This window comes from Paenisporosarcina sp. HGH0030 (assembly GCF_000411295.1).
In the GTDB taxonomy this organism is placed as follows: domain Bacteria; phylum Bacillota; class Bacilli; order Bacillales_A; family Planococcaceae; genus Paenisporosarcina.
In genome coordinates, this window is sequence record NZ_KE150421.1 from 373,324 (window position 1) to 395,383 (window position 22,060).

At 39.1% G+C, this 22,060-nt stretch carries 24 protein-coding genes; 17 read left to right on the forward strand and 7 right to left on the reverse strand.

Annotated features, from left to right (window positions below):
- Positions 1 to 518 precede the first annotated feature (518 nt).
- The 4 genes from HMPREF1210_RS01885 (at position 519) to HMPREF1210_RS01900 (ending at position 3,093) form a co-directional block, all read left to right on the forward strand.
- Positions 519 to 1,064, forward strand: coding sequence for a GNAT family N-acetyltransferase (locus HMPREF1210_RS01885; protein WP_016426898.1), 546 nt, complete (start codon positions 519 to 521; stop codon positions 1,062 to 1,064).
- A 123-nt stretch (positions 1,065 to 1,187) separates the two neighbouring features.
- Positions 1,188 to 1,697 (forward strand): DinB family protein, encoded by a 510-nt coding sequence (locus HMPREF1210_RS01890; RefSeq protein WP_036659640.1) that lies wholly within the window; start codon positions 1,188 to 1,190, stop codon positions 1,695 to 1,697.
- A gap of 119 nt (positions 1,698 to 1,816) precedes the next feature.
- Positions 1,817 to 2,254 carry a GNAT family N-acetyltransferase gene (locus HMPREF1210_RS01895; protein ID WP_016426901.1) on the forward strand — a complete coding sequence of 146 codons (438 nt, stop codon included), beginning with the start codon at positions 1,817 to 1,819 and terminating at the stop codon, positions 2,252 to 2,254.
- Positions 2,255 to 2,325: 71 nt separating this feature from the next.
- Entirely contained in the window at positions 2,326 to 3,093 is a 768-nt protein-coding gene (locus HMPREF1210_RS01900; RefSeq protein ID WP_016426902.1) for an alpha/beta fold hydrolase, read from the forward strand.
- Between the two features lie 106 nt (positions 3,094 to 3,199).
- Here HMPREF1210_RS01900 and HMPREF1210_RS01905 read toward each other — a convergent pair whose 3' ends face one another.
- Complete coding sequence (locus tag HMPREF1210_RS01905; protein ID WP_016426903.1) at positions 3,200 to 4,582, reverse strand: glycine--tRNA ligase; 1,383 nt, start codon at positions 4,580 to 4,582, stop codon at positions 3,200 to 3,202.
- Between the two features lie 330 nt (positions 4,583 to 4,912).
- Here HMPREF1210_RS01905 and HMPREF1210_RS01910 point away from each other — a divergent pair, with 330 nt between their 5' ends.
- From HMPREF1210_RS01910 to HMPREF1210_RS01945, 8 genes are all read left to right on the forward strand, one after another.
- Entirely contained in the window at positions 4,913 to 5,551 is a 639-nt protein-coding gene (locus HMPREF1210_RS01910; protein WP_147640277.1) for a helix-turn-helix transcriptional regulator, read from the forward strand.
- Positions 5,552 to 5,564: 13 nt separating this feature from the next.
- Positions 5,565 to 6,368, forward strand: coding sequence for a pyruvate, water dikinase regulatory protein (locus HMPREF1210_RS01915; RefSeq protein ID WP_016426905.1), 804 nt, complete (start codon positions 5,565 to 5,567; stop codon positions 6,366 to 6,368).
- A gap of 302 nt (positions 6,369 to 6,670) precedes the next feature.
- Positions 6,671 to 8,482: a DNA primase gene (gene dnaG, locus HMPREF1210_RS01920; RefSeq protein ID WP_036659641.1), complete on the forward strand. Its 1,812-nt coding sequence runs from the start codon at positions 6,671 to 6,673 to the stop codon at positions 8,480 to 8,482.
- A gap of 29 nt (positions 8,483 to 8,511) precedes the next feature.
- Positions 8,512 to 9,642 (forward strand): RNA polymerase sigma factor RpoD, encoded by a 1,131-nt coding sequence (gene rpoD, locus HMPREF1210_RS01925; RefSeq protein WP_016426907.1) that lies wholly within the window; start codon positions 8,512 to 8,514, stop codon positions 9,640 to 9,642.
- 138 nt (positions 9,643 to 9,780) lie between these two features.
- Complete coding sequence (locus HMPREF1210_RS01930) at positions 9,781 to 10,920, forward strand: acyl-CoA dehydrogenase (RefSeq protein WP_016426908.1); 1,140 nt, start codon at positions 9,781 to 9,783, stop codon at positions 10,918 to 10,920.
- A gap of 140 nt (positions 10,921 to 11,060) precedes the next feature.
- Entirely contained in the window at positions 11,061 to 11,423 is a 363-nt protein-coding gene (gene cccA / locus HMPREF1210_RS01935) for a cytochrome c550 (RefSeq protein WP_016426909.1), read from the forward strand.
- 240 nt (positions 11,424 to 11,663) lie between these two features.
- The gene (locus HMPREF1210_RS01940; protein ID WP_016426910.1) at positions 11,664 to 12,362 is read left to right on the forward strand and encodes a tRNA (adenine(22)-N(1))-methyltransferase TrmK; all 699 of its coding nucleotides are present in this window, start codon (positions 11,664 to 11,666) and stop codon (positions 12,360 to 12,362) included.
- Complete coding sequence (locus HMPREF1210_RS01945) at positions 12,359 to 13,477, forward strand: Nif3-like dinuclear metal center hexameric protein (RefSeq protein WP_016426911.1); 1,119 nt, start codon at positions 12,359 to 12,361, stop codon at positions 13,475 to 13,477. Before HMPREF1210_RS01940 ends, HMPREF1210_RS01945 begins: the two co-directional genes overlap by 4 nt.
- Before the next feature lie 33 nt (positions 13,478 to 13,510).
- On the opposite strand, the gene HMPREF1210_RS01950 is transcribed toward HMPREF1210_RS01945, so the two are convergent.
- Positions 13,511 to 14,488, reverse strand: a complete 978-nt coding sequence (locus tag HMPREF1210_RS01950; protein ID WP_016426912.1) for a 4-hydroxy-3-methylbut-2-enyl diphosphate reductase — start codon at positions 14,486 to 14,488, stop codon at positions 13,511 to 13,513.
- 65 nt (positions 14,489 to 14,553) lie between these two features.
- Entirely contained in the window at positions 14,554 to 15,108 is a 555-nt protein-coding gene (vrrA, locus tag HMPREF1210_RS01955) for a VrrA/YqfQ family protein (RefSeq protein ID WP_016426913.1), read from the reverse strand.
- A gap of 123 nt (positions 15,109 to 15,231) precedes the next feature.
- On the opposite strand from vrrA, the gene HMPREF1210_RS01960 reads away from it, so the two are divergent.
- Both HMPREF1210_RS01960 and HMPREF1210_RS01965 read left to right on the forward strand, forming a co-directional pair.
- Entirely contained in the window at positions 15,232 to 16,533 is a 1,302-nt protein-coding gene (locus tag HMPREF1210_RS01960) for a DEAD/DEAH box helicase (protein ID WP_016426914.1), read from the forward strand.
- Between the two features lie 12 nt (positions 16,534 to 16,545).
- Positions 16,546 to 17,433 (forward strand): deoxyribonuclease IV, encoded by an 888-nt coding sequence (locus HMPREF1210_RS01965; protein ID WP_016426915.1) that lies wholly within the window; start codon positions 16,546 to 16,548, stop codon positions 17,431 to 17,433.
- A gap of 52 nt (positions 17,434 to 17,485) precedes the next feature.
- Here the strand turns inward: HMPREF1210_RS01965 and HMPREF1210_RS01970 are convergent, their stop codons facing one another.
- A complete protein-coding gene (locus tag HMPREF1210_RS01970) occupies positions 17,486 to 17,725 on the reverse strand; it encodes a hypothetical protein (protein WP_016426916.1) in 240 nt (79 codons plus the stop codon).
- A 103-nt stretch (positions 17,726 to 17,828) separates the two neighbouring features.
- Here HMPREF1210_RS01970 and HMPREF1210_RS01975 point away from each other — a divergent pair, with 103 nt between their 5' ends.
- The 3 genes from HMPREF1210_RS01975 to HMPREF1210_RS01985 are packed head-to-tail and all read left to right on the forward strand — an operon-like array spanning position 17,829 to position 19,872.
- The gene (locus HMPREF1210_RS01975) at positions 17,829 to 18,602 is read left to right on the forward strand and encodes a metal ABC transporter ATP-binding protein (RefSeq protein WP_016426917.1); all 774 of its coding nucleotides are present in this window, start codon (positions 17,829 to 17,831) and stop codon (positions 18,600 to 18,602) included.
- Entirely contained in the window at positions 18,599 to 19,465 is an 867-nt protein-coding gene (locus tag HMPREF1210_RS01980; protein WP_016426918.1) for a metal ABC transporter permease, read from the forward strand. Before HMPREF1210_RS01975 ends, HMPREF1210_RS01980 begins: the two co-directional genes overlap by 4 nt.
- Positions 19,462 to 19,872: a Fur family transcriptional regulator gene (locus HMPREF1210_RS01985; protein WP_016426919.1), complete on the forward strand. Its 411-nt coding sequence runs from the start codon at positions 19,462 to 19,464 to the stop codon at positions 19,870 to 19,872. Before HMPREF1210_RS01980 ends, HMPREF1210_RS01985 begins: the two co-directional genes overlap by 4 nt.
- Positions 19,873 to 19,902: 30 nt before the next feature.
- On the opposite strand, the gene HMPREF1210_RS01990 is transcribed toward HMPREF1210_RS01985, so the two are convergent.
- The 3 genes from HMPREF1210_RS01990 to HMPREF1210_RS02000 form a co-directional block, all read right to left on the reverse strand.
- On the reverse strand, positions 19,903 to 20,481 hold the full coding sequence (locus tag HMPREF1210_RS01990; protein WP_016426920.1) for a hypothetical protein: 579 nt from the start codon (positions 20,479 to 20,481) through the stop codon (positions 19,903 to 19,905).
- A 14-nt stretch (positions 20,482 to 20,495) separates the two neighbouring features.
- Entirely contained in the window at positions 20,496 to 21,602 is a 1,107-nt protein-coding gene (gene ispG, locus HMPREF1210_RS01995; protein ID WP_016426921.1) for a flavodoxin-dependent (E)-4-hydroxy-3-methylbut-2-enyl-diphosphate synthase, read from the reverse strand.
- 95 nt (positions 21,603 to 21,697) lie between these two features.
- Positions 21,698 to 22,030, reverse strand: a complete 333-nt coding sequence (locus tag HMPREF1210_RS02000) for a hypothetical protein (RefSeq protein WP_016426922.1) — start codon at positions 22,028 to 22,030, stop codon at positions 21,698 to 21,700.
- Between the last annotated feature and the right edge of the window lie 30 nt (positions 22,031 to 22,060).

Genomic DNA, 22,060 nt, shown 5'->3' on the forward strand with positions numbered 1-22,060 from the left:
AATATTTTGCAGAGACACGCTTACAGAAGCATTTCTTTTGATTGGAGTGGAGGCGGCGACTTCAGCGGGAACAGCACGAGCTGAAGACCCCGCAGGAACGTAGTGACGAGGAGACTGAAGCCGTGCCCGCGAAACGCGTCCGCCGCAATGGAAATCAACATTTTCTTGCATAGGCTCTTTTTCAATAGTATACAGTTATATTCACTCATTTTTTTGTTTGTCTACAGTCTGGGTTTTCGTTTTCTCTAGAAGACCTTTTTTATGCCTAGAAAGCGTATCAATTTAATCTCACAGGACAAATAGGGGATACTTAGTGAAATAAAACACTATTATGGATCGGAATCGGTAGCAACTTTTAATAAAGATCCAATTAAGGAATTTAAAGAAAAATTAACATCAATTAGAACACTTTTTCCAGAGGATTATCTGAAGGAAATAGATGAGTTGATCGTCATTTTTAGTAATGAAAAAAATGATAAGATCAAGATTGCGGGTCATTAAGACCAGGAGGCCATGGAATGAAAATTAATCCTATGGGATGTTTTATCAATAATTTACGTTATTCTATAAGATCTGCAATAGAAACCGATGCGAAAAATTTATCTGAAGTTAGATTGCAAATAGATGGAGAAACGGAAAATTTAGATAGGGAAAAAGGCGAGGCATACATAGACGAAACAGGCTTTAAACAAGTAATTAAAGATGATATGGAAAGCATTAGCAACCTATTTTTAGTGGCAGAAGTTAATGGTAGAATTGTTGGTTTTTCAAGATGTGAAGGGAACAAATTAAAAAGAAGTTCTCATAAAGTGGAATTTGGTGTCTGTGTATTACAAGAGTTTTGGGGCTATGGTATCGGAAAAAACCTTTTACAACAATCCATTCAATGGGCAGATTCTAATGATATTAAGAAAATAACCTTGAAGGTTCTCGAAACCAATGATCAAGCAATGGAACTATATAAAAAATATGGTTTTGAAGTGGAAGGGATGCTAAGAAAAGATAAACTTCTTTCTGATGGAAATTTCTATAATACCATATTGATGGGGAGATTTAATGGTTGACTCTTTTATTCGTTTAACTTTTTGTATGCAATTATTCCGTGCGATAACTATTCATGAATATTTTAAAGCATGGCGAATAGTATGTTACGTGGTAGATAAATTGACTTGAAAGGTTGGGATGTTTTGAGTAAATTTGAAAATGAAAATCTGTTAATAACGAGAAATAATCTGCTAAATGAAATGAATTTATTAAGTGATGAAGAATTCAATTATACTCCTGGAATAAAGAGCTGGAGTATTGCGCAAATATGCAACCACTTAGCTTTGACAGAAGAAATTTTTGCTAAGGCAATTGCTTATGGACTCAAAAAATCCAACATCAGTGCAGAACCCAAAAAAATCGATTTTTTATTAGACAGGTCAAATAAGTTGGAAGCACCAGAAATCGTTATGCCTCAAATTGAATCTGCCGAGACTCATCAAATTATTGACCAATTAAGCAATTCAAGAAATTTATTAAACAACATCTTAAATACTGTAGAAGATACATCGATCTTGGTTGACAAATCAGTAAAACATCCATACTTTGGTGATTTACCTCTTTATCAATGGATCGAATTAATTTATTTACATGAACAGCGGCACATTGAGCAAATAAAAGAAATTAAATCACTGTACCAAACCACCCGATAGTCTTAATCAATTGAACTTATGTTTTACTTCAAGATGGAGTAAAGCATTTTTCTTTTTGGGACATTTAAAAGATCATTTAAAAGTGATACAAAATATAAAGTTAACAGGATGGTTAATCAATGACAATTGAAATTAGGACAGTGCAATCATCTGATTATGAAGATTTACTCGAACTGATGGCGGAATTAGGTTATCCTACATCACTTGAAGAACTTACGAAACGATTTGAGTTATTATTAAGTCATACTGAATATGAAACATTAGTGGTTGTGAAAAATAATCAATTAATTGGTTTTGCAGGGTTATGCAAGGCTCTATCTTTCGAATTTACTGGAGTATTTGCACGAATACAGGCATTCGTTATAAGTTCAAAACAAAGGAAACAAGGGGTCGGCTCAATGCTATTGAAAGCTTGCGAAGAATGGGCTATTGTGCAAGGAGCAGGTTCCATAACTTTAAACAGTGGAAATAGAGAAGAGCGAATACCAGCACATGCTTTTTATATAAGAAATGGATATATTGGTAAAAGTACGGGTTTTACAAAAAAATTAATATGAGGTTCAGAAGTTTCTCTATTCAATTACCGGTTTTACTTCATGTGACCTCGTACAAAATGAGGTGATGCGCATTGAAAATAGAGAAATATTACGTGGAAACATCTAAAGGAAAGCTGCAATATAATATTAGCGGAAAAGGTAAACCCAATGTCGTTTTGATTAACGGTGGGTCGGGTCCCATTGAAGGTTGGATGAAAATACTCCCGGAAATTTCGCAATTCTCATCAGTATTTTCTTATAATCGATTTGGTGTTACTGGTAGCGATAAGCCAATCGAAAATCAAGATGGAATGACAATTGTTAATACTCTCCATGAAACACTAAAAATCTTGGGATTTGAACCTCCTTACTTATTTGTTGGACATTCTCTAGGGGGCTTATATGCAAATTTATATGCGCGACTCTATCCTAACGAAGTAGCTGGAATTGTCTTTTTGGAATCCAGCCATCCAAAAGATATCAAACTTGAAGAATTTGAAGGTAAGGCAGTAAAAACAATAAATAAGATGCTCAAAATGTTGGATTCCTTATCTTCACACAAACAATTCGATGAAGTAAATTTTGTAAAACGAACTGTGAGTCAAATTCATCAAATAGATGCTTTTCCCGAAATACCTGTATTTGTTGTTACAGGTGGGAAGAAAAACCGAATGATGCCAGAGGAAGTACGAATAAAACGACAAGATAATCAATTGGAATTACTGACATTGTCAAAGAATAGTAAACACATTGTTGCTGATAAAAGTGGACATTTCCCGCAATTATCAGAGCCAAGAGTCGTCATTGATACGATCAAAAATTGTGCAAACGAAATAAATGAACTAGCCCATAACAAGTAGTCTCATATTGATAAAAATAGGGAGGGAGTTGTGATAAAATTCACATCTCCCTCCCTTAATTTATTCTATAGAGCAATTGAGCATAAATGTTTCAATCCTGTTTAAATTAAAATTCTAAGTGTTTTTCAATATATGCTTTAACTTCTACGATAGGCATACGTACTTGTTCCATTGAATCACGGTGACGTACAGTTACTTGACCGTCTTCAACTGAATCAAAGTCATACGTGATACAGAAAGGTGTTCCAATTTCGTCTTGTCGACGGTAACGTTTACCGATTGATTGAGACTCATCATAATCGACCATAAATGATTTGCTTAAATTAGCAAACACTTCACCAGCGCCTTCAGCTAATTTTTTCGATAATGGTAAGATAGCTGCTTTTACCGGAGCTAATGCAGGGTGGAAACGTAACACGGTACGTTTATCATCACCTTCAAGAGTTTCTTCAGCATATGCATCACATAAGAATGCCAGTGTGACACGGTCTGCACCTAATGATGGTTCGATACAGTATGGTACATAACGTTCATTCGTTATCGGATCTATATAGTTGAAATCTTCACCAGAGTGCTCCATATGGCGTTTTAAGTCGAAGTCTGTGCGGTCTGCAATACCCCAAAGCTCGCCCCAGCCGAATGGGAATTTATATTCCACATCTGTTGTAGCCGATGCATAATGTGATAGTTCTTCTTTATCGTGATCACGTAAACGCATGTTTTCTTCGTTCAAACCTAAGTTCAGTAACCAGTTTTTACAATAGTCGCGCCAGAAAGTAAACCATTCCAAATCTTCACCTGGCTTACAGAAGAATTCAAGTTCCATTTGCTCAAATTCCCGCGTACGGAATGTGAAGTTACCTGGCGTGATTTCATTACGGAAACTCTTACCGATCTGAGCAATCCCGAATGGCATTTTTTTTCGCATTGAACGTTGCACATTTTTAAAGTTTACAAAAATCCCTTGTGCTGTTTCTGGACGTAAGTAAATATCGTTAGAAGAAGTTTCCGTCACACCTTGAGAAGTTTTGAACATTAAATTGAACTGACGGATGTTCGTGAATTCTTGAGCTCCACAATCTGGACAAATAATGGCGTGTTCGCTGATTAATTCTTCCATTTTTTCGAATGGAAGTCCGTCAACAATCATTTCGATTCCTTTTGCTTCAAGAGCATCTTCAATCAGTTTGTCTGCACGATGGCGTGCTTTACATTTTTTGCAGTCAATCATAGGGTCATTGAAATTTCCGATATGACCTGATGCTGACCAAACTTTAGGATTCATCAAGATAGCTGCATCAAGACCAACATTATAAGGAGATTCTTGAACAAATTTGCGCCACCAAGCTTTTTTGATATTATTCTTAAGTTCAATTCCAAGTGGACCGTAATCCCAAGTGTTGGCTAAGCCTCCATAAATATCCGAGCCAGGGAAGACAAAACCTCTGTGTTTCGCTAAACTAACTACATTTTCCATTGTGATTGTCATAACAATCCCTCCAAAAATAAAAATAGCACTCGTCCCCGGACATTAAATGTCCGGGGACGAGTGCATAATACCCGCGGTTCCACCCCAGTTAATTGCTAAAAGCAATCCACTTTCATTAACATGACTCCAGGACGCCTTTTCTTGTTCGTTGCAGACTTGCACCGCCTCTGCTCGCTAAAGGATGAACAATACTTATTTTCCTATCTTCGTCTATATAATTGACTATATTGTAGCATATAAAAATCTAAAGTGCCACTTAAACAGGGTACTAGATAAGCCCACTTAATTAGTATATAATATTGAACATTGAGTATAACACTTTTTGAGGCGGTGAGTCCGATCGAACTCAACAAACGTCAAGAGGACATTTTGCTAATTGTAAAAGAAAATGGTCCGATTACAGGAGAACAAATTGCAGAGCGTCTGCATTTAACAAGATCTACACTTCGACCGGATTTAGCTATATTAACCATGTCGGGGTTTCTGGATGCACGACCTCGTGTAGGATATTTTTATTCAGGCAAAAAAACTGGTCAAGCTGTTTCTGACAGCATGATGAATATGAAGGTTCGGGACTTTCAGTCAATCCCGATTGTAGTAGCAGAAGATATGACCGTATATGATGCCATCTGTCAAATGTTTTTGGAAGATGTCGGCACGCTATTTGTTGTAGATAAAAATTCATATTTAACAGGCGTATTATCAAGAAAAGATTTACTCCGCACGAGTTTAGGTCAACAGGACTTAAATAAAATTCCCGTACATATCATAATGACTCGGATGCCAAATATAACATTTTGTTATAAACACGACTCACTTATCCATGCCGCGAAGAAGTTGATTGACAAACAAATAGATGCTTTGCCAATCGTAAAACAACATCCTGATGGTTACGAAGTGATTGGTCGTTTGACCAAAACAAACATTACACGTGCTTTTCTGTCATTAGCGGAAAATCACGATTTGTGAGGTGACGGAAACCATGAAAAAATTGCAAATATTTATTGTTTCGGATTCAGTGGGCGAAACAGGAGAGTTAGTTGCGAAAGCAGCGGTAAGTCAGTTTAGACCTGGTTTACAGGATACGTCCTTAAAACGATTCCCTCATATCGCGACACTCGATCATGTAAAAGAAATTGTAAATCTTGCAAAACTGCAGCAAGCGATTATTTTATATACGCTTGTCCGAAAAAAGATGCGCTCAACTTTGCAAATGGAATGTGCAAAACATAGTGTAAGATCCATCGATTTAATGGGTCCGCTCATGGATACACTTGAACTTGAATTGAATGAAATTCCTTTTGAAGAACCAGGGTTAGTGCGGAAATTGGATGACGATTATTTCAAAAAAATTGAAGCAATTGAGTTTGCTGTAAAATACGATGATGGACGGGATCCACGTGGTTTACTATTGGCTGACATCGTCCTCGTCGGCGTTTCCCGCACTTCCAAGACCCCTTTATCTCAGTATTTAGCACACAAACGATATAAAGTCGCAAATGTTCCATTAGTGCCTGAAGTAGAGCCTCCGGAAGAGTTATTCAAAGTTGACCCGGAAAAATGTTTCGGACTTGTCATTTCTCCAGAGAAGTTAAATTCAATCCGGAAAGAACGATTGATTGCTTTAGGACTTAATGATGATGCAAGCTATGCAAAATTGGAACGCATTAAACAAGAAATCGTCCATTTTGAAAAAGTAGTTTCCCGAATTGGATGTCATGTGATTGATGTGACGAATCGTGCAGTCGAAGAAACAGCAAATGTCATCTTAAACAAAATCCAGTAAGGTGAAAACCATCCCTATGAGGGAAGGTTTTTTCTTTTGAAATAATAATTATTTTGTGGATTTTTCAAGAAAAACGTTTTATAATAAAAATTGTGGTAAAAATATTTAATAAGGGTTGTCATTTCGTAAGTTTTGTCAAGATTTCGATAATTTAGATTTTTGAAAATCACTATAGAAAAAAACAGTATTACTTCTACAAAGGGGGTAATATGTATTTTTTTTATTATTTTTGTCGAAACTTGCAGGATTTTCATCGATTATCTCGAATTCAATATTTAGCCTATAAAGATGGTGATGACAACGTGCAACGAATTCCGGAAGAAACAATTGAACAGATTCGCACGAGTAATGATGTTGTTGATGTTATTAGCGAATACGTTCAATTAACAAAACGTGGACGCAACTGGTTTGGTCTTTGTCCTTTTCATGGAGAACAAACACCTTCATTCTCAGTTTCACAAGATAAACAAATCTTTCATTGTTTTGGATGTGGTGCCGGAGGAAATGCCATTACCTTCGTAATGGATATCGACAATCTTTCTTTTCAGGAAGCAGTTAGCAAATTAGGATCACGTATAGGTATCGACCTGGACATTGAACCTCAGAATGGCGAAGCTAAAACGGTATCCAAAGAAGAAACAAGAATGAAAGAAGCGCACACGTTTGCTATGAATTACTACCATCACTTGCTTCTAAATACGGAAGAAGGAGAAAAAGCCCTTCATTATTTAGAAGAAAGAGGATTTTCAAGAGAGCTTATTGAACAGTATAGAATTGGGTGGTCACTACCTAATTGGGATGCCTTAACCACGTTGCTTGAACGTAAAGGATTCAATCCGACCGAAATGGCACAAAGTGGTCTGCTCATTCAAAAAGAAAATAAAAATGAATACTTCGATCGATTTAGAGAACGAATCATGTTTCCGGTTCGTGATGAAGCGGGACATGTCATAGCATTTTCTGGACGTGTATTAAATACGGAGTCGCAGGATGCAAAGTACATGAACAGTCCTGAGTCTCCGATATTTCAAAAAAGCAAAGTTTTGTATAATTTGGATGTTGCGCGCCCTATAATCCGTAAAAAGCATAAAGTGATTGTCATGGAAGGTTTTATGGATGTTATAGCAGCGGCAAAAGCGGGCATCATGAATACTGTTGCTACGATGGGTACTTCGCTTACAAAGGAACATGTTAATAAACTGAAACGTCTAACTGATTCTGTGACACTTTGTTACGATGGGGACGCTGCAGGGCTAGAAGCTGCAAAACGTGCTGCACAGCTATTAATGCAGGATAAAGTGAAAACGGAAATAGCCATCCTGCCAGATCAAATGGACCCGGATGACTTTGTTCAAAAAAATGGAGCAGAGGCATTCGAAAAACAAATAATTGAACGACCCCATGCTTATTTGGCTTTTATGATGATGGTTGCAAGACGCAATAAAAACTTTCAATTTGAAAATGACACGTTACAATACGTGCAAGAAGTTCTCGAACACTTTGTCGGAAATTCTTCACCAGTTGAACGCGATTTATATATTCGGCAATTAGCCAATGAAACCAATATTTCGGAAGATGCGATTTATCAGCAATTTCGAAAGATTGAAGGGAAAAATATTAAGCAGAACTCGAGACAACAGGCTCCTCCTGTTGCCCAAAACGCTCCGGTAAGTCGTAAGCGTATACAGGCAATTGATCGGGCTGAAAAATTGTTGCTCGCTCATATGTTACATCAAGTTGATATTGTCGATCGTTTACACCAAGATCATGGCCTACACGTATTCATCCACGATCCTTATGAAGCGATATTTGTTCGTCTCATAGGTTTCTACGACACATATCCTCAAGCTGATACACATCGTTTTCTAGAAATTCTAGAAGATACAGAACTACGAAAGCTGGTCATGGAAGCAACGTTAACAGAACGAGACCCGGAACATGCAAGTGAAGAAGTCTCCGACTGCTTACGACAAATAAATAAACATCGAATCGAGCTTCAAATTCAAACGAAAATGCACGAGTCCAAAGAAGCAGAAAAACTTCAGGATATGACACGTGCTTTAGAGCTAGCAAAACAAATGATCGATTTGAAAAAATCGTTATCAACGATGTAAATTGATTGGTTTTTAAAGGAGGAAGACTTATGGCGGACAAGTCTGAGCGTTCAAAAGAGGTAGAAACTGAGGTCACATTAGAAGAAGCAAAAAAATCTCTACTCGAACTGGGTAAAAAATCGGGGGAGCTGACTTTTGCTGACATAGCTGAAAAATTATCCGTATTTGAGTTGGAATCAGATCAAATCGAAGAATTTATTGAACAGCTAGAAGCACAAGGTGTGGAGCTTGGTCGTAAAGACGGCGATGAAGAAGACTTAGAAAAATTAATGAAAAAAGGGCAAGAAGAGGAAACATTCGATTTAAACGATTTAAGTGTACCACCTGGTGTTAAAATCAATGACCCAGTGCGAATGTACTTAAAAGAAATCGGTCGTGTTGACTTACTTTCTGCAGATGAAGAAATTGCCTTGGCTAAACGTATTGAAGCAGGCGATGAAGAAGCGAAAAAACGTTTAGCAGAAGCGAACTTACGACTGGTTGTAAGTATTGCCAAGCGTTACGTTGGCCGTGGCATGCTGTTCCTGGATTTAATTCAGGAAGGTAATATGGGTCTAATCAAAGCGGTGGAAAAATTTGATTTCCGTAAAGGATTCAAATTCAGTACGTACGCAACTTGGTGGATTCGACAAGCGATTACACGTGCTATTGCTGACCAAGCTCGTACGATTCGTATCCCTGTCCATATGGTTGAGACCATCAACAAATTAATCCGCGTTCAGCGACAGTTGCTTCAAGACCTAGGTCGCGAGCCTTCTCCAGAAGAAATAGGGGAAGAAATGGAATTGCCAGCTGAAAAAGTGCGTGAAATTTTAAAGATTGCTCAAGAGCCAGTTTCACTTGAAACACCTATCGGGGAAGAGGATGATTCGCACTTAGGAGACTTCATTGAAGACTCGGATGCACAATCTCCATCTGACCATGCAGCTTATGAGTTGTTAAAAGAGCAGTTAGAGGACGTTTTAGATACTTTAACTGACCGAGAAGAAAATGTATTGCGTTTGCGTTTTGGTCTTGATGATGGACGTACACGCACTTTAGAAGAGGTAGGGAAAGTATTTGGTGTTACGCGTGAACGTATTCGTCAAATCGAAGCAAAAGCTTTACGAAAATTGCGCCACCCTTCAAGAAGTAAACGACTGAAAGACTTTTTAGAATAGAATGTTCAAAGATGCTCACACCGGTGAGCATCTTTTTTTGTTCTCTTTTTTAATAGAAGAATAATAGTTGTGAATGTTAGAATATTTCATATATAATGAAAAATGAAAGCGTTTTAAAATTAAAAGGGGTTGAATGTAGTGAATTTTGATTTATCGCAAGAACATCAGATGATTCGCAAGACAATGAAAGAGTTTGCGGATAAAGTTGTAGCACCAGGTGCGATAGAACGTGATCGGACGAAAGCTTTTCCAAAAGAAATTTTTAAACAGTTAGCCGACATGGGGATGATGGGCTTACCGTTTTCAGAAGAATATGGTGGGGCTGGTGCAGATACAATCAGTTTTGCTATTGTTACTGAAGAACTTAGCAGAGCATGTGCATCTACCGGTATTACGTATTCAGCGCATATTTCTTTAGGTGGGGCACCGCTTAATTTGTTTGGAACAGAAGAACAAAAACATAAATATTTAACGCCGATTTGCACAGGTGAATCTTTTGGAGCTTTTGGGTTAACTGAACCGAATGCAGGCTCAGATGCAGGAGGTACACAAACACGTGCAGTTGAAGATGGTGACGATTTCGTCATTAATGGCAGCAAAGTATACATTACGAACGCAAGCTATGCGAAACATTTGGCAATCACAGCGATTACCGGAGTAGTAGATGGTAAGAAGGAAATCAGTGCGATTATTGTGCCAACTGATGCCGAAGGATTCACAGTGATTGATAACTACGAAAAAATGGGCTTAAATGCTTCTAATACAACAGAACTAGTTTTAGAGAATGTGAGAGTACCAAAAGAAAATCTATTAGGCAAACGCGGCGAAGGATTCCGTCAGTTTTTAGTAACACTCGATGGCGGTCGTATCGGTATTGGCGCAATGGCGGTAGGGATTGCTCAGGCAGCATTCGACCGTGCGCTTCGTTATTCTAAAGAACGCAAACAATTCGGTAAACCATTGTCCGATTTCCAAATCACTCAATTCAAATTAGCGGATATGGCCATGAAAATCGAATTGGCTCGTACGATGGTCTATAAAGCTGCGTGGCTTAAAGATCAAGGTCGTCCATTCTCAAAAGAAGCATCAATGTGTAAATTATATGCTTCTGAAATCGCCATGCAGATTGCTGACCAAGCCGTTCAAATTCACGGTGGATATGGCTATATGAAAGAATATGAAGTTGAGCGTTATATGCGCGACGCTAAATTATGCGAAATTGGCGAAGGTACTTCAGAAGTGCAACGAATGGTAATTGCTCGTTTAATCGGCTGTTAAATTTCGCTAAATTGTCGAATTTATCACAATCCGTGAAAACTTCCGAGATAAGACTTTTCGTTTTTGATGGAATGCAGTACAATAACACTGTTGACTGATTCTATTCTAGAAAAAGAACGAACGAAAAAGGAGGTTACATGATGCAAAAAAATCCAATAGTTCCTTTCATTTTAATTATGGCATTTGGTATCGGTCTTATTTTCTTCTTATCAATTCAAGGTGTTGATAAAAAAGAAGAAATCGCTTCTGAACATGAAGGAGGCGCAGAAGGCGGAAAAGCTGAAACTGCAGAATTCGATCCAGAAGTGGCGAAAGGAAAATGTATTTCTTGTCACGGCGGAGATCTTAAAGGTTCAGTAGGTCCTGCTTTAGCTGGTACTTCTTTATCTAAAGAAGAAATTACTAAAACTATCGTAAATGGTAAAGGATCTGGCATGCCTGCTGGTTTACTACCTGAAGATCAAGCAGCACAAATGGCTGATTACATTTTAAGTCTAAAATAAGCTGAAACCCTTATCCGAAATGGATAAGGGTTTTTTCATGCACTAGATTTGTCATGCTTCGTGAATAGAATACAAAAGTGCACGAATAGAAAGTGTGAAATTCACAATACCGCGAAAAGGACCTCTGAAACCGCGAATAGACGAAAAAATCATTTTCAACGGTCTTCCCATTACATTCGGGAACCCGTTTTTTCATGTCTATGGTACAATCTTGTTTATAGAAGAAAGGAGAGGATTTCGTTGAACGCACAACGTCTCTCAGAGCGATTAACACGTGTCGCTTCATTTATTGAAAAAGGTTCAATTGTGGCAGATATAGGAAGTGACCATGCTTATTTACCATGTTATCTTGTTCATCAGCAGATTGCTGAAAAAGCAATAGCAGGGGAAGTGGCAAAAGGACCGTATGAATCGGCACGCAATCAGGTTCGTGCTGAACAATTGCAGGAACAAATTACGGTTCGATTTGCAAACGGACTGCAAGCAATCGAAAAAGAAGATTCTGTTGATACAGTGACAATAGCTGGAATGGGTGGTCCATTGATTGCCTCCATTTTAGACCAAGATATCGACAGACTGATAACGGTGGACAGACTCATTTTACAACCGAATATTCACGCGAAAGCAATTCGAGAATGGGCAATATTAAATGAATGGAAGCTAATTGCAGAAGAAATTTTGCAGGAAGACGACAAGATTTACGAAATTCTGGTGTTGGAAAGAGGAAAAATGTCTTTAACAGCAGCACAGTTGCTCCTTGGTCCATTTTTAATGGAGGATCGTAATGATGCGTTCCGTAAAAAATGGGAGAAAGAATCAGCTGAATGGGAACGCATATTAGAAGCGATTCGCGTAGCTGAATTATCAAAAGATGTACAGATGAAAAAAGATGAAATCGAAGAAAAATTGAAGATTGTAAAGGAGGCTCTCAGTGCATGAAAACTGCGAATGGACACGAAATCATTCAATTATTTGAGTCCTGGTCGCCTAAATTCTTTGCATTAGAAGATGACCCCATCGGTTTACAGATCGGTAAATTGAATCTACCCATTAAAAATGTATTGGTTACACTCGATGTTACACTTGAAGTTGTACAGGAAGCAATCGACAAAAAATGCCAGATGATTCTCGCACATCATCCACCTATTTTCCGTCCATTAAAAAATCTCCGTACAGATTCGCCATCAGGTGAAATGTTTACGCTTTGCATCAAACATGACATTGCTGTTTATGCTGCCCATACCAATCTGGATGTGGCACCGGGTGGGGTGAATGATTTGTTGGCCGAAGCACTCGGATTAAAACAAATCAACATTCTGGAAGAAACATATGCGGAACCGATGATGAAGTTAGCCGTGTTTGTACCGACCTCATCTTCAGAAGATCTACGTAAATCGCTCGCATCTGCTGGAGCAGGGCAAATCGGCAATTACGATAGCTGTAGTTTTTCATCCACCGGCAAGGGGAGATTCCAGCCTATAGATGGATCAAATCCCTTTATCGGCACTAAGAATCACCTGGAAGAAGTAGAAGAGGATAAAGTGGAAGTAATTTTCCCTGCTTCCCAAAAATCAAAAATCCTAAGAGCCATGTATACAAATCATCCATATGAAGAAGTGGCTTTTGATATATGGACACTTGATTCAAAAACACAGCAGCAAGGAATTGGCCGCATTGGAGAGCTTGAACGAGCAATGACTCTTGATGAGTTTGCTCAACAAGTCAAAAATCGACTGTCTGTTCCTTTTGTGCGTGTTGTAGGCGATCCTTCGGCAAATATCCGTAAAGTGGCTGTTTTGGGAGGGGACGGCAATAAGTACATCCAAAAAGCAAAACGGGCAGGGGCTGATGTCCTTGTAACGGGGGATTTATATTTCCATGTTGCACAGGATGCACAAGCACTCGGCTTAAATGTAATTGATCCAGGACATCATGTTGAATCCATAATGAAAAAAGGTGTTTCCGAAAAAATGAATGCCATGTGTAAAGAGAAAAAATTCGACTGTACATTTATTGCATCGGAAATTTCCACTGAGCCCTTCCGAATTCTATGAAAAAAGCTATCCATTGCTGGATAGCTTTTTTCATTAAGTAAGTGTATAGGGTTCAATCCGGTCAACCGGTTTAGGAGTTTTGATTTTAGGTAAAATCTTATCAATTGTAACCGTACGATCCAAACGATGGGTTTGTGGATCTTGTGGGTCATACTTCTCTAAAAATTGGACAACTTCTTTTACGATAGGTGTCGGTGTAGAAGCGCCAGCTGTAACCGCAATGAGTTCAATTCCTTCTAACCATTCAAGTTTAAGCTCAGATAAGTCGGATATCCTGTAAGAAGGGGTGTTGGCAATTTCTTCGGATACCTGGGTAAGGCGATTTGAATTATTACTCATCGGATCTCCGACAACAATTAATAATTGGGCAGCACCGGCTTGATCTGCGACCGCTTCTTGTCGAACTTGAGTAGCCAGGCATATCTCTTTATGCACTTCGATATGAGGATATTTAAGTGATAATTTTTCCATTAAGGCAGCAACATCCCATTGACTCATCGTCGTTTGGTTTGTCACAATCAATTTTTCTGCCTGAATGTTCAGTTGTTCAACATCTTCGACCGTCTGTACAAGGTGAACAGCATGTGGCGCAACACCTACTGCTCCTTCAGGTTCTGGATGTCCTTTTTTGCCGATATAAATGACTTGATATCCTTCAGCTGTCTTTTCACGAATCAAATCGTGAGTAACCGTCACGTCAGGACAAGTGGCATCAATTGACACCAATCCTTTTTGTCTGGCTAATTCACGGACTTCAGGTGAAACTCCGTGGGCAGTGAAGATGACTGTGCCGCCCTCGACTTTTTCCAGAATTTCTTTACGATTCTCTCCATCCAGCGTAATGATCCCGTCTTTTTCAAAGGCATCGGTAACGTGTTTGTTGTGAACAATCATACCTAATATATAAATCGGGCGTGGAAGGGATGTATCCATCGCTGCATTACGAGCGATTACCATTGCATCCACGACGCCGTAACAATAACCACGTGGGGAAATTTTGAGTACTTGCATATGTAGCACTCCTCTCAGAAGTTGTTAAGTTTTATTATAACTGAGAGGAGCGGCGAATTCAAAAATCAAAAGGGTGGCTGGAAAATACGTGGTTGTGAAGTTCCACCAAGGCGGGGGGCAGCGGATGCAACATTACGGACAGCGCTGGCAGTGGCCGTAGCGTCAGGCATATTTTGAAAACCTCTGTACATTCTCCATAATGCCGGTATGTTTTGGACCATAGGTGCAACTTGTTGGACCATAGGTGTCAGTTTCTGAGCGGTGTTCAAGAAACGGTCAGCGGTTTCCATGAACTGCTCAACACGGTTCGTTCCCTGTGGTAATCCACCATTTCCTAATGCATTCCCAATACCACCTAAAGGCGATTGGGATCTATTAGCATTACCTAAGGTATTCCCTAAACCACCAAAAGGCGATTGGGATGGATTATCATTACCAAAGGCATTCCCAAAACCACCAAAAGGCGCTTGGGATGGATTATCATTACCAAAGGCATTCCCTAAACCACCAAAAGGCATTTGGGTTGGACTTCCACCAGAAAAGCTTTGCGGCATCGAGTGCCTCGGTGAAACATTCGGCATTTGTGATTGTGCGAATGGATAAAAAGATTGATAACGCATAAAATCCTCCTTTCTAAATAAATAGTTAATTGACGCAGAGGGCACACTACAACTATGATAAGCTGATGGTCTTCAAAATAATCAAAACATGATACAATGGAAGAACGTAAGGAGGGGCAAAAAATGTCCAAATATACAGATTATGATTTTCAACCTTTTTTACAAAATGCCATTAGTAAATTAGGCTTTACAGAACCAACCCCTATTCAAAAAGAAATGATACCTCTAATTCTTAAAGGAAAAAGTGCGATTGGCCAAGCACATACGGGTACAGGGAAAACGCATAGTTTTTTAATTCCGATTGTTGAGCGAATCCTCACTGACAAAACAGAATTACAAGCTATCATAACTTCCCCAACACGTGAACTTGCTTCCCAGATTTTCGAAGAACTAAGCAAACTGACTGAAGGTACAGACATTCAATCAAAATTGTTTATCGGTGGAACTGATAAACAACGTTCGATTGACAAGTTAAAATCACAACCACATATTGTGGTTGGGACACCAGGTCGTATTCGTGACTTAGTCAAAGAGAATGCTTTGCTTGTTCATACAGCACCGATATTAGTAGTAGATGAAGCAGACCTCGCTTTTGACATGGGCTTTATCGAAGATATCGATGCATTTGCAGGAAAAATGCCAGATTCACTTGAAATGTTCGTATTCTCAGCGACGATTCCTGAACGCTTGCAACCATTCTTGAAGAAATATATGGAGTCTCCAGTACACATCAACATTGGTGAAAAACGACCAGTAGCAGAAGGAATTGTCTTCAATCTGGTTCCTGTTCGAAGCAAATCGAAAAAGAAACGTTTAGTTGAAGTGTTGAATGGGATTAATCCTTACTTGGCTATTATTTTTGCCAACACTCGAAAAAATGCTGATGACGTAGCCAATTATTTAGCTGAAGCGGGTTATCGTGTAGGACGGATTCATGGTGATTTAGCACCACGTGAACGTACACGCATGATGAAACAAGTCCGTGAACTTGAATATCAATACATCGTTGCAACAGATCTTGCTGCCCGTGGTATCGATATTCAAGGTGTCAGCCATGTCATCAACTATGAGCTGCCAGAAGACTTGGAATTCTTCATTCACCGTGTCGGACGTACAGCTCGTGCAGGTTTGGAAGGCACAGCTATTACATTATATGAACCGACAGATGAAGACGCGATTATCCGCATCGAAAAAATGGGAATTCCTTTTGTTCATGTGGATGTAGTTGATGGTGAGTGGTCACCTTTAAAAGAACGCCACACACGCAAAAATCGTAAAAAAACAACTGAAGATGAAATTGATGCGAAAGCAAAATCAATGGTCCGTAAACCGAAAAAGGTTAAACCAGGATACAAACGTAATATGAAATGGGAAATGGACAAAATCAAGAAGAGAGAACGCCGCATCAAAAACCGCAAAAAGTAAGGGGTGTTCTTTATGCTATTAGGTTCACATGTTTCCATGAGTGGAAAAAACATGCTGGTCTCAGCCAGTGAAGAGGCTGCGTCTTATGGGGCAAACACTTTTATGATTTATACTGGTGCACCACAAAATACGCGTCGTAAACCGATAGAAGAATTGAATATTGAAGCGGGACAAGCACATATGTTGGCGAATGGTATGTCGAACATTGTGGTTCATGCGCCATATATCATCAATATCGGGAACTCGTTGAAACCAGAAACGTTTGCACTCGGCGTCGAGTTTTTACAAAAAGAAATTGAGCGAACTGCCGCATTGGGTGCCAAACAAATCGTCTTGCATCCTGGAGCACATGTTGGGGCAGGAGCAGATGTCGGTATTGCAAAGATTATTGAAGGCCTAAATGAAGTGCTTTCACAAGATTTCCCTGTGCAAATCGCTTTAGAAACGATGGCAGGAAAAGGTACAGAATGTGGTCGATCTTTTGAAGAGCTTGCACAAATCATAAATGGCGTGACACATAACGAACGAATGTCGGTTTGTTTTGATACTTGCCATACGCATGATGCAGGTTACGATATTGTTGAAGACTTTGATGGTGTCTTAAAGCAGTTTGATCAGTTGATCGGACTGGATCGTTTGAAAGTTCTTCATATTAATGACAGTAAAAATGTCCGCGGTGCAGGTAAAGACCGTCATGAAAATATAGGATTTGGTGAAATTGGTTTTGATGCACTTAATTATATCGTGCATCATCCCCAGCTTACTGCAGTTCCTAAAATTCTAGAAACACCTTTCGTCGGATCAGATGCGAAAAACAAAAAAGCACCTTATCTTTATGAAATTGACATGTTCAAAAAACAGACGTTCATGCCAGAAAGCATTGAGAATTTACGTTCTTAAATCAAAAGAGACTCAAGCATATATTTGCTAGAGTCTCTTTTTTGTCGATTGATTATAGTCCAAAATGTGTGAAAAGCTTTTTGGTGCGTGTTTTTCCTAATATCCCTTGAAGTTGTTTATGAACATGCGCTGGTGGCCCAAACAATAACCATTGAAGTGAGGCTTTGTCAAAGATAGGGCGGACTAATTTCACTTCTTCTACCGTCAGGGTAACGGGAAGTATACTGGTCATTTTGGCAATCTCATCATCCGGTTTATCTTTTATTGCTTGAACAAGTTCCCAAATATCCATTAATTCATCCTTTCAAGATAATAGAGTTTACTTCTTGTCATTTCTTCGATATACTAATGCATTGTAAATCGTAATGATTATGAATTAGAAAGAGGCGAGCTTGATGAAAACGCCATTAGATATCAACATACAAAATGTGTCATTTCAATATGATCAAACTGTTGTATTGAAGAACATTTCTCTACAAGTAAAGCAAGGGGACTTCCTCGCAGTACTGGGACCTAACGGATCAGGGAAGTCGACATTGTTAAAAATAATATTAGGATTGCTGAAGCCCATCTCCGGGACCGTTGAGTTATTTGGACAGAAAAGTCAGGATTTTAAACATAGAGAATGGATTGGCTATGTCTCTCAAAAATCAAATGCTTTCAATACAGGCTTTCCAGCGACAGTGTTTGAAGTGGTTGCGAGCGGTCTCGTGAAAAAATCAGGACTCTTTAAAAAATACCCAAAAGACGTAAAGCAACGAGTGGAAAATGCTCTACTTTCTGTAGGGATGGTGGAGTTTATGAACCAATCCATAGGGGAGTTATCTGGTGGTCAGCAACAACGAGTGTTTATCGCTCGTGCACTTGTTGCCGAACCAAAATGCCTGATACTGGACGAACCAACCGTCGGGATAGATCATCAGCATGTGCAATCGTTTTATAATATGCTTGCGGAATTGAATCGTGAACAACAAATAACACTCATTCTTGTGACTCATGATGTCGATACTGTTTCAAGCAATATCAGTCACGTGGCATGTTTGAATCAGACGATTCATTTCCACGGCTTAGAAAATGATTTCAACCAATTAAGCGACGAAGACCGTCAAGCCTGGTATGGGCACTCAGTTCGTAAAATTCACCACGTGAAAAGTGAGGGAACTCGATGATATCAGCACTGATTAACTATGAATTTTTACAAAATGCGTTTGCATCAGGAATCATCATAGGCTTGATTGCGCCACTTCTTGGCGTGTTCATCGTCGTTAGGAGACTATCGCTTATTGCAGATGCTCTCAGTCACGTAACTTTAGCAGGAATTGCAGGAAGTTTGTATTTATCTCAAACCACCGCCTTTTTCGCTCTTTTGAACCCATTATATTTGGGTATTGTTGCAGCTGTTACAGGCTCAGTATTGATTGAAAGATTGCGTCGTTTATATAAACACTATGAGGAACTTGCAATCCCAATCATTATGTCTGCTGGTATCGGTTTCAGTGCCATTTTTATTTCATTGGCCAATGGATTTAGTTCCGATTTATTCGGTTATTTGTTTGGCTCTGTATCGGCGGTCAGTCGACAAGATTTATGGATAGTTCTGATCATTGCTTTGATTGTCGTCGTATTTTTGTTGATGTTTTATAAGGAATTATTTTTATTATCATTCGACGAGGAATATGCAAAAGCTTCAGGTCTTCCAGCGAAATGGGTTCACTTATTGTTTATGGTTGTTACAGCGCTCGTCATTGCTGCGAGCATGCGGATTGTGGGAATTCTCCTTGTATCATCTTTGATGACCTTACCTGTTGCAGCAAGCATGCGTCTTGCTAAAGGTTTTAAACAAGCTATCCTGTATGCCGTTTTGTTTGGCGAAGCTGCAGTGATTATTGGTCTTGTGATTGCATTTTATTTAAATATCGCACCAGGTGGAACAATCGTTGTGACATCCATCGCCATATTACTGCTTGTATTAATCGGTAAAAAGATATGGTTGGGTGTCGTCACGAAAAATGAAAGGGGTCGTCTCGTATGAATATTACGAAGGCATGGGACCTATTAAAAGAAAATGGTTATAAAAAAACAGATAAGCGAGAACAAATATTGAATTTATTTAAAGACAATGAACGATATTTGACTGCCCGTGACTTGTTGGACGTGATGAAGAAAGATTATCCTGGCATGAGCTATGACACAATCTATCGAAATTTAAGTACTTTTGTGGAGTTAGGAATTTTAGAAGAAACCGAACTGTCAGGTGAACGCCATTTCAGAATGCAGTGTGAAACGGATCATCACCATCATCATTTCATTTGCATGACTTGTAGCAAAATCAAGGAAGTCCATATATGCCCAATGGATCTGCTACAGGAAACACTGCCGGCTTATCAGATTGAAAATCATAAGTTCGAAATCTACGGTAAATGTCCAGAGTGTCAGTAAACTATATATAAAAAGCGTGAGGCCTAGGCCTCACGCTTTTTGTTTAAGAAATGTATGTTGGATCCAGCTGTCTGCTTCAAGCCAGTTATTCACGCGAATCACGCCATTTGGAACAGGTTGCTGATTATACGGCGTATTGAACAATAACACAGGAATGTTCAACTCTTCGGCGATGCCAACTGCATTGTCATGTTTATCTTCAAAAAACACATCAATTTCAAAATTTCTTGCCGTTTGAATCTTATCATGTGTCCCAATCAGTTCGATATGATCGTACTCAAGATTTTGTTCAATAAACCATTGCAAGGTGACGTCGCGAACATTGTGACCACGTGCCGATATGAAATACAACTCGTGCTGTTTCTTCCATGCAGTTAATATTGCGTGTGCATCCACTTGAATAGGGGATGTCGCATAAATTTCAGGTTCTGCTTGCTTGAACCATTTATAAAAATCTTCCGTTGTAACAGGAAAAGCTTTCGTTAAATCGTATTCTTTAATATCATCCAGTACCAAGTTACATTCAAAAGCTTTATTGATATGGGGCAGTAAAGAAGTCGGGCATGTGACCGTACCATCTATATCGATGCCAAATCGGTAGTTAGACATATGCTAAAACTCCTTTACGCGTTTAATTTTTCTTTTTCCTGTTTGTCGAAGTATTCTTGTGCAATCTTATCGATTTCCACTTTCAATTCTTCTACCATAGTTGCTTCTGGCACTTTACGGACTGTTTTTCCTTTCATGAACAACAATCCTTCGCCACGAGCACCTGCAATGCCGATATCGGCTTCACGGGCTTCCCCTGGTCCATTTACCGCACAACCAAGAACAGCGACCTTAATCGGTGCTTTAATAGTGGAAATGTATTCTTCCACTTCATTCGCAATGGAAATCAAGTCGATTTCAATTCGACCGCAAGTTGGGCATGAAATCAATGTTGCTGCATTTGATGAAAGTCCAAACACTTTTAATAACTCACGTGCAACTTTTATCTCTTCGACTGGATCTGCACTCAAAGACACTCGTAATGTGTTACCGATTCCGTGGCTTAATAGTGCACCAAGTCCGGCAGCACTCTTGATTGATCCGTTGACTAAAGTACCTGATTCCGTAATCCCAAGGTGGAGCGGGTAGTCGAATGCTTGTGAAGCTTTCACATAAGCTTCAATTGCCAAACTCACATCAGAAGCTTTTAAAGATACGATAATATCATGGAAATCCAAGTCTTCTAGAATTTTGATATGATGCAGTGCACTTTCAACCATACCGTCGGCAGTAGGATAGCCATACTTCTCGATGATTTTGCGTTCAAGTGATCCAGCATTTACACCAATACGGATTGGAATGCCTTTCGCTTTAGCTGCATTAACAACAGCTTCCACTTTTTCACGTCGACCAATGTTACCCGGATTGATACGGATTTTATCCGCGCCATTTTCAATGGCTTTCAATGCTAATTTATAATCAAAATGAATATCCACAACAAGTGGAATATGAATACGTTTTTTAATTTCAGCAATAGCATCAGCAGCACGGTCGTCCGGACATGCAACGCGAACAATTTGACATCCCGCTTCTTCCAGACGCAGAATTTCTGCAACTGTTGCTTCAACATCATGTGTTTTTGTTGTGGTCATACTTTGTATGAATAGTTCATTACTGCCACCAATTGTAATTTCGCCGACACGAACCGGTCGAGTTTTGGAACGGTGAATAATTTCACTCATGAAAATTCTCTCCTTTTCGGGCTCATAGCCTTCACTATTCTTTATTTTAGCAGTCATGAAAAGGATATGACAAGGAAGAAACGTTACTTGGAAAATTATGAGCAAGATAATGGCATGTCTTTGTAAATTGGAACCTTTATTATTTCTCCTGCTTGCAATGCTTGGTTTCGCAAATGAGGATTTTCTTTATAGAAAGCTTCCAACCGTTCGGGGAAGCTCACCCATACTTCTGAAGGGTACACGCCAAACAATGACAATACGGTATCTCCTTCGAGAGCTTGAACAGGAAACACATCATAGTCTTCTTGTTGAACGCAATCAGGTTCTGTCTTTGTAAAAGCAGCCAGAGAGATTGTGCCATCGAGTAAATCTACTTTAATAATATAAGAAAGCAATAATATTGAGATTGCTAGTCCAATAATGCGCATAAAAAAATCCCCCTTTGTACAACAACTTAT

What these genes read in the sequence shown, in the direction of transcription:
- HMPREF1210_RS01885 (WP_016426898.1), top strand. Translation starts at nt 519, where the DNA reads ATGAAAATTAATCCTATGGGATGTTTTATCAATAATTTACGTTATTCT.
- HMPREF1210_RS01895 (WP_016426901.1), top strand. Translation starts at nt 1,817, where the DNA reads ATGACAATTGAAATTAGGACAGTGCAATCATCTGATTATGAAGATTTA.
- HMPREF1210_RS01905 (WP_016426903.1), bottom strand. Translation starts at nt 4,582, where the DNA reads ATGACAATCACAATGGAAAATGTAGTTAGTTTAGCGAAACACAGAGGT.
- HMPREF1210_RS01915 (WP_016426905.1), top strand. Translation starts at nt 5,565, where the DNA reads ATGAAAAAATTGCAAATATTTATTGTTTCGGATTCAGTGGGCGAAACA.
- rpoD (WP_016426907.1), top strand. Translation starts at nt 8,512, where the DNA reads ATGGCGGACAAGTCTGAGCGTTCAAAAGAGGTAGAAACTGAGGTCACA.
- cccA (WP_016426909.1), top strand. Translation starts at nt 11,061, where the DNA reads ATGCAAAAAAATCCAATAGTTCCTTTCATTTTAATTATGGCATTTGGT.
- HMPREF1210_RS01945 (WP_016426911.1), top strand. Translation starts at nt 12,359, where the DNA reads ATGAAAACTGCGAATGGACACGAAATCATTCAATTATTTGAGTCCTGG.
- HMPREF1210_RS01950 (WP_016426912.1), bottom strand. Translation starts at nt 14,488, where the DNA reads ATGCAAGTACTCAAAATTTCCCCACGTGGTTATTGTTACGGCGTCGTG.
- vrrA (WP_016426913.1), bottom strand. Translation starts at nt 15,108, where the DNA reads ATGCGTTATCAATCTTTTTATCCATTCGCACAATCACAAATGCCGAAT.
- HMPREF1210_RS01960 (WP_016426914.1), top strand. Translation starts at nt 15,232, where the DNA reads ATGTCCAAATATACAGATTATGATTTTCAACCTTTTTTACAAAATGCC.
- HMPREF1210_RS01965 (WP_016426915.1), top strand. Translation starts at nt 16,546, where the DNA reads ATGCTATTAGGTTCACATGTTTCCATGAGTGGAAAAAACATGCTGGTC.
- HMPREF1210_RS01970 (WP_016426916.1), bottom strand. Translation starts at nt 17,725, where the DNA reads ATGGATATTTGGGAACTTGTTCAAGCAATAAAAGATAAACCGGATGAT.
- HMPREF1210_RS01975 (WP_016426917.1), top strand. Translation starts at nt 17,829, where the DNA reads ATGAAAACGCCATTAGATATCAACATACAAAATGTGTCATTTCAATAT.
- HMPREF1210_RS01980 (WP_016426918.1), top strand. Translation starts at nt 18,599, where the DNA reads ATGATATCAGCACTGATTAACTATGAATTTTTACAAAATGCGTTTGCA.
- HMPREF1210_RS01985 (WP_016426919.1), top strand. Translation starts at nt 19,462, where the DNA reads ATGAATATTACGAAGGCATGGGACCTATTAAAAGAAAATGGTTATAAA.
- HMPREF1210_RS01990 (WP_016426920.1), bottom strand. Translation starts at nt 20,481, where the DNA reads ATGTCTAACTACCGATTTGGCATCGATATAGATGGTACGGTCACATGC.
- ispG (WP_016426921.1), bottom strand. Translation starts at nt 21,602, where the DNA reads ATGAGTGAAATTATTCACCGTTCCAAAACTCGACCGGTTCGTGTCGGC.
- HMPREF1210_RS02000 (WP_016426922.1), bottom strand. Translation starts at nt 22,030, where the DNA reads ATGCGCATTATTGGACTAGCAATCTCAATATTATTGCTTTCTTATATT.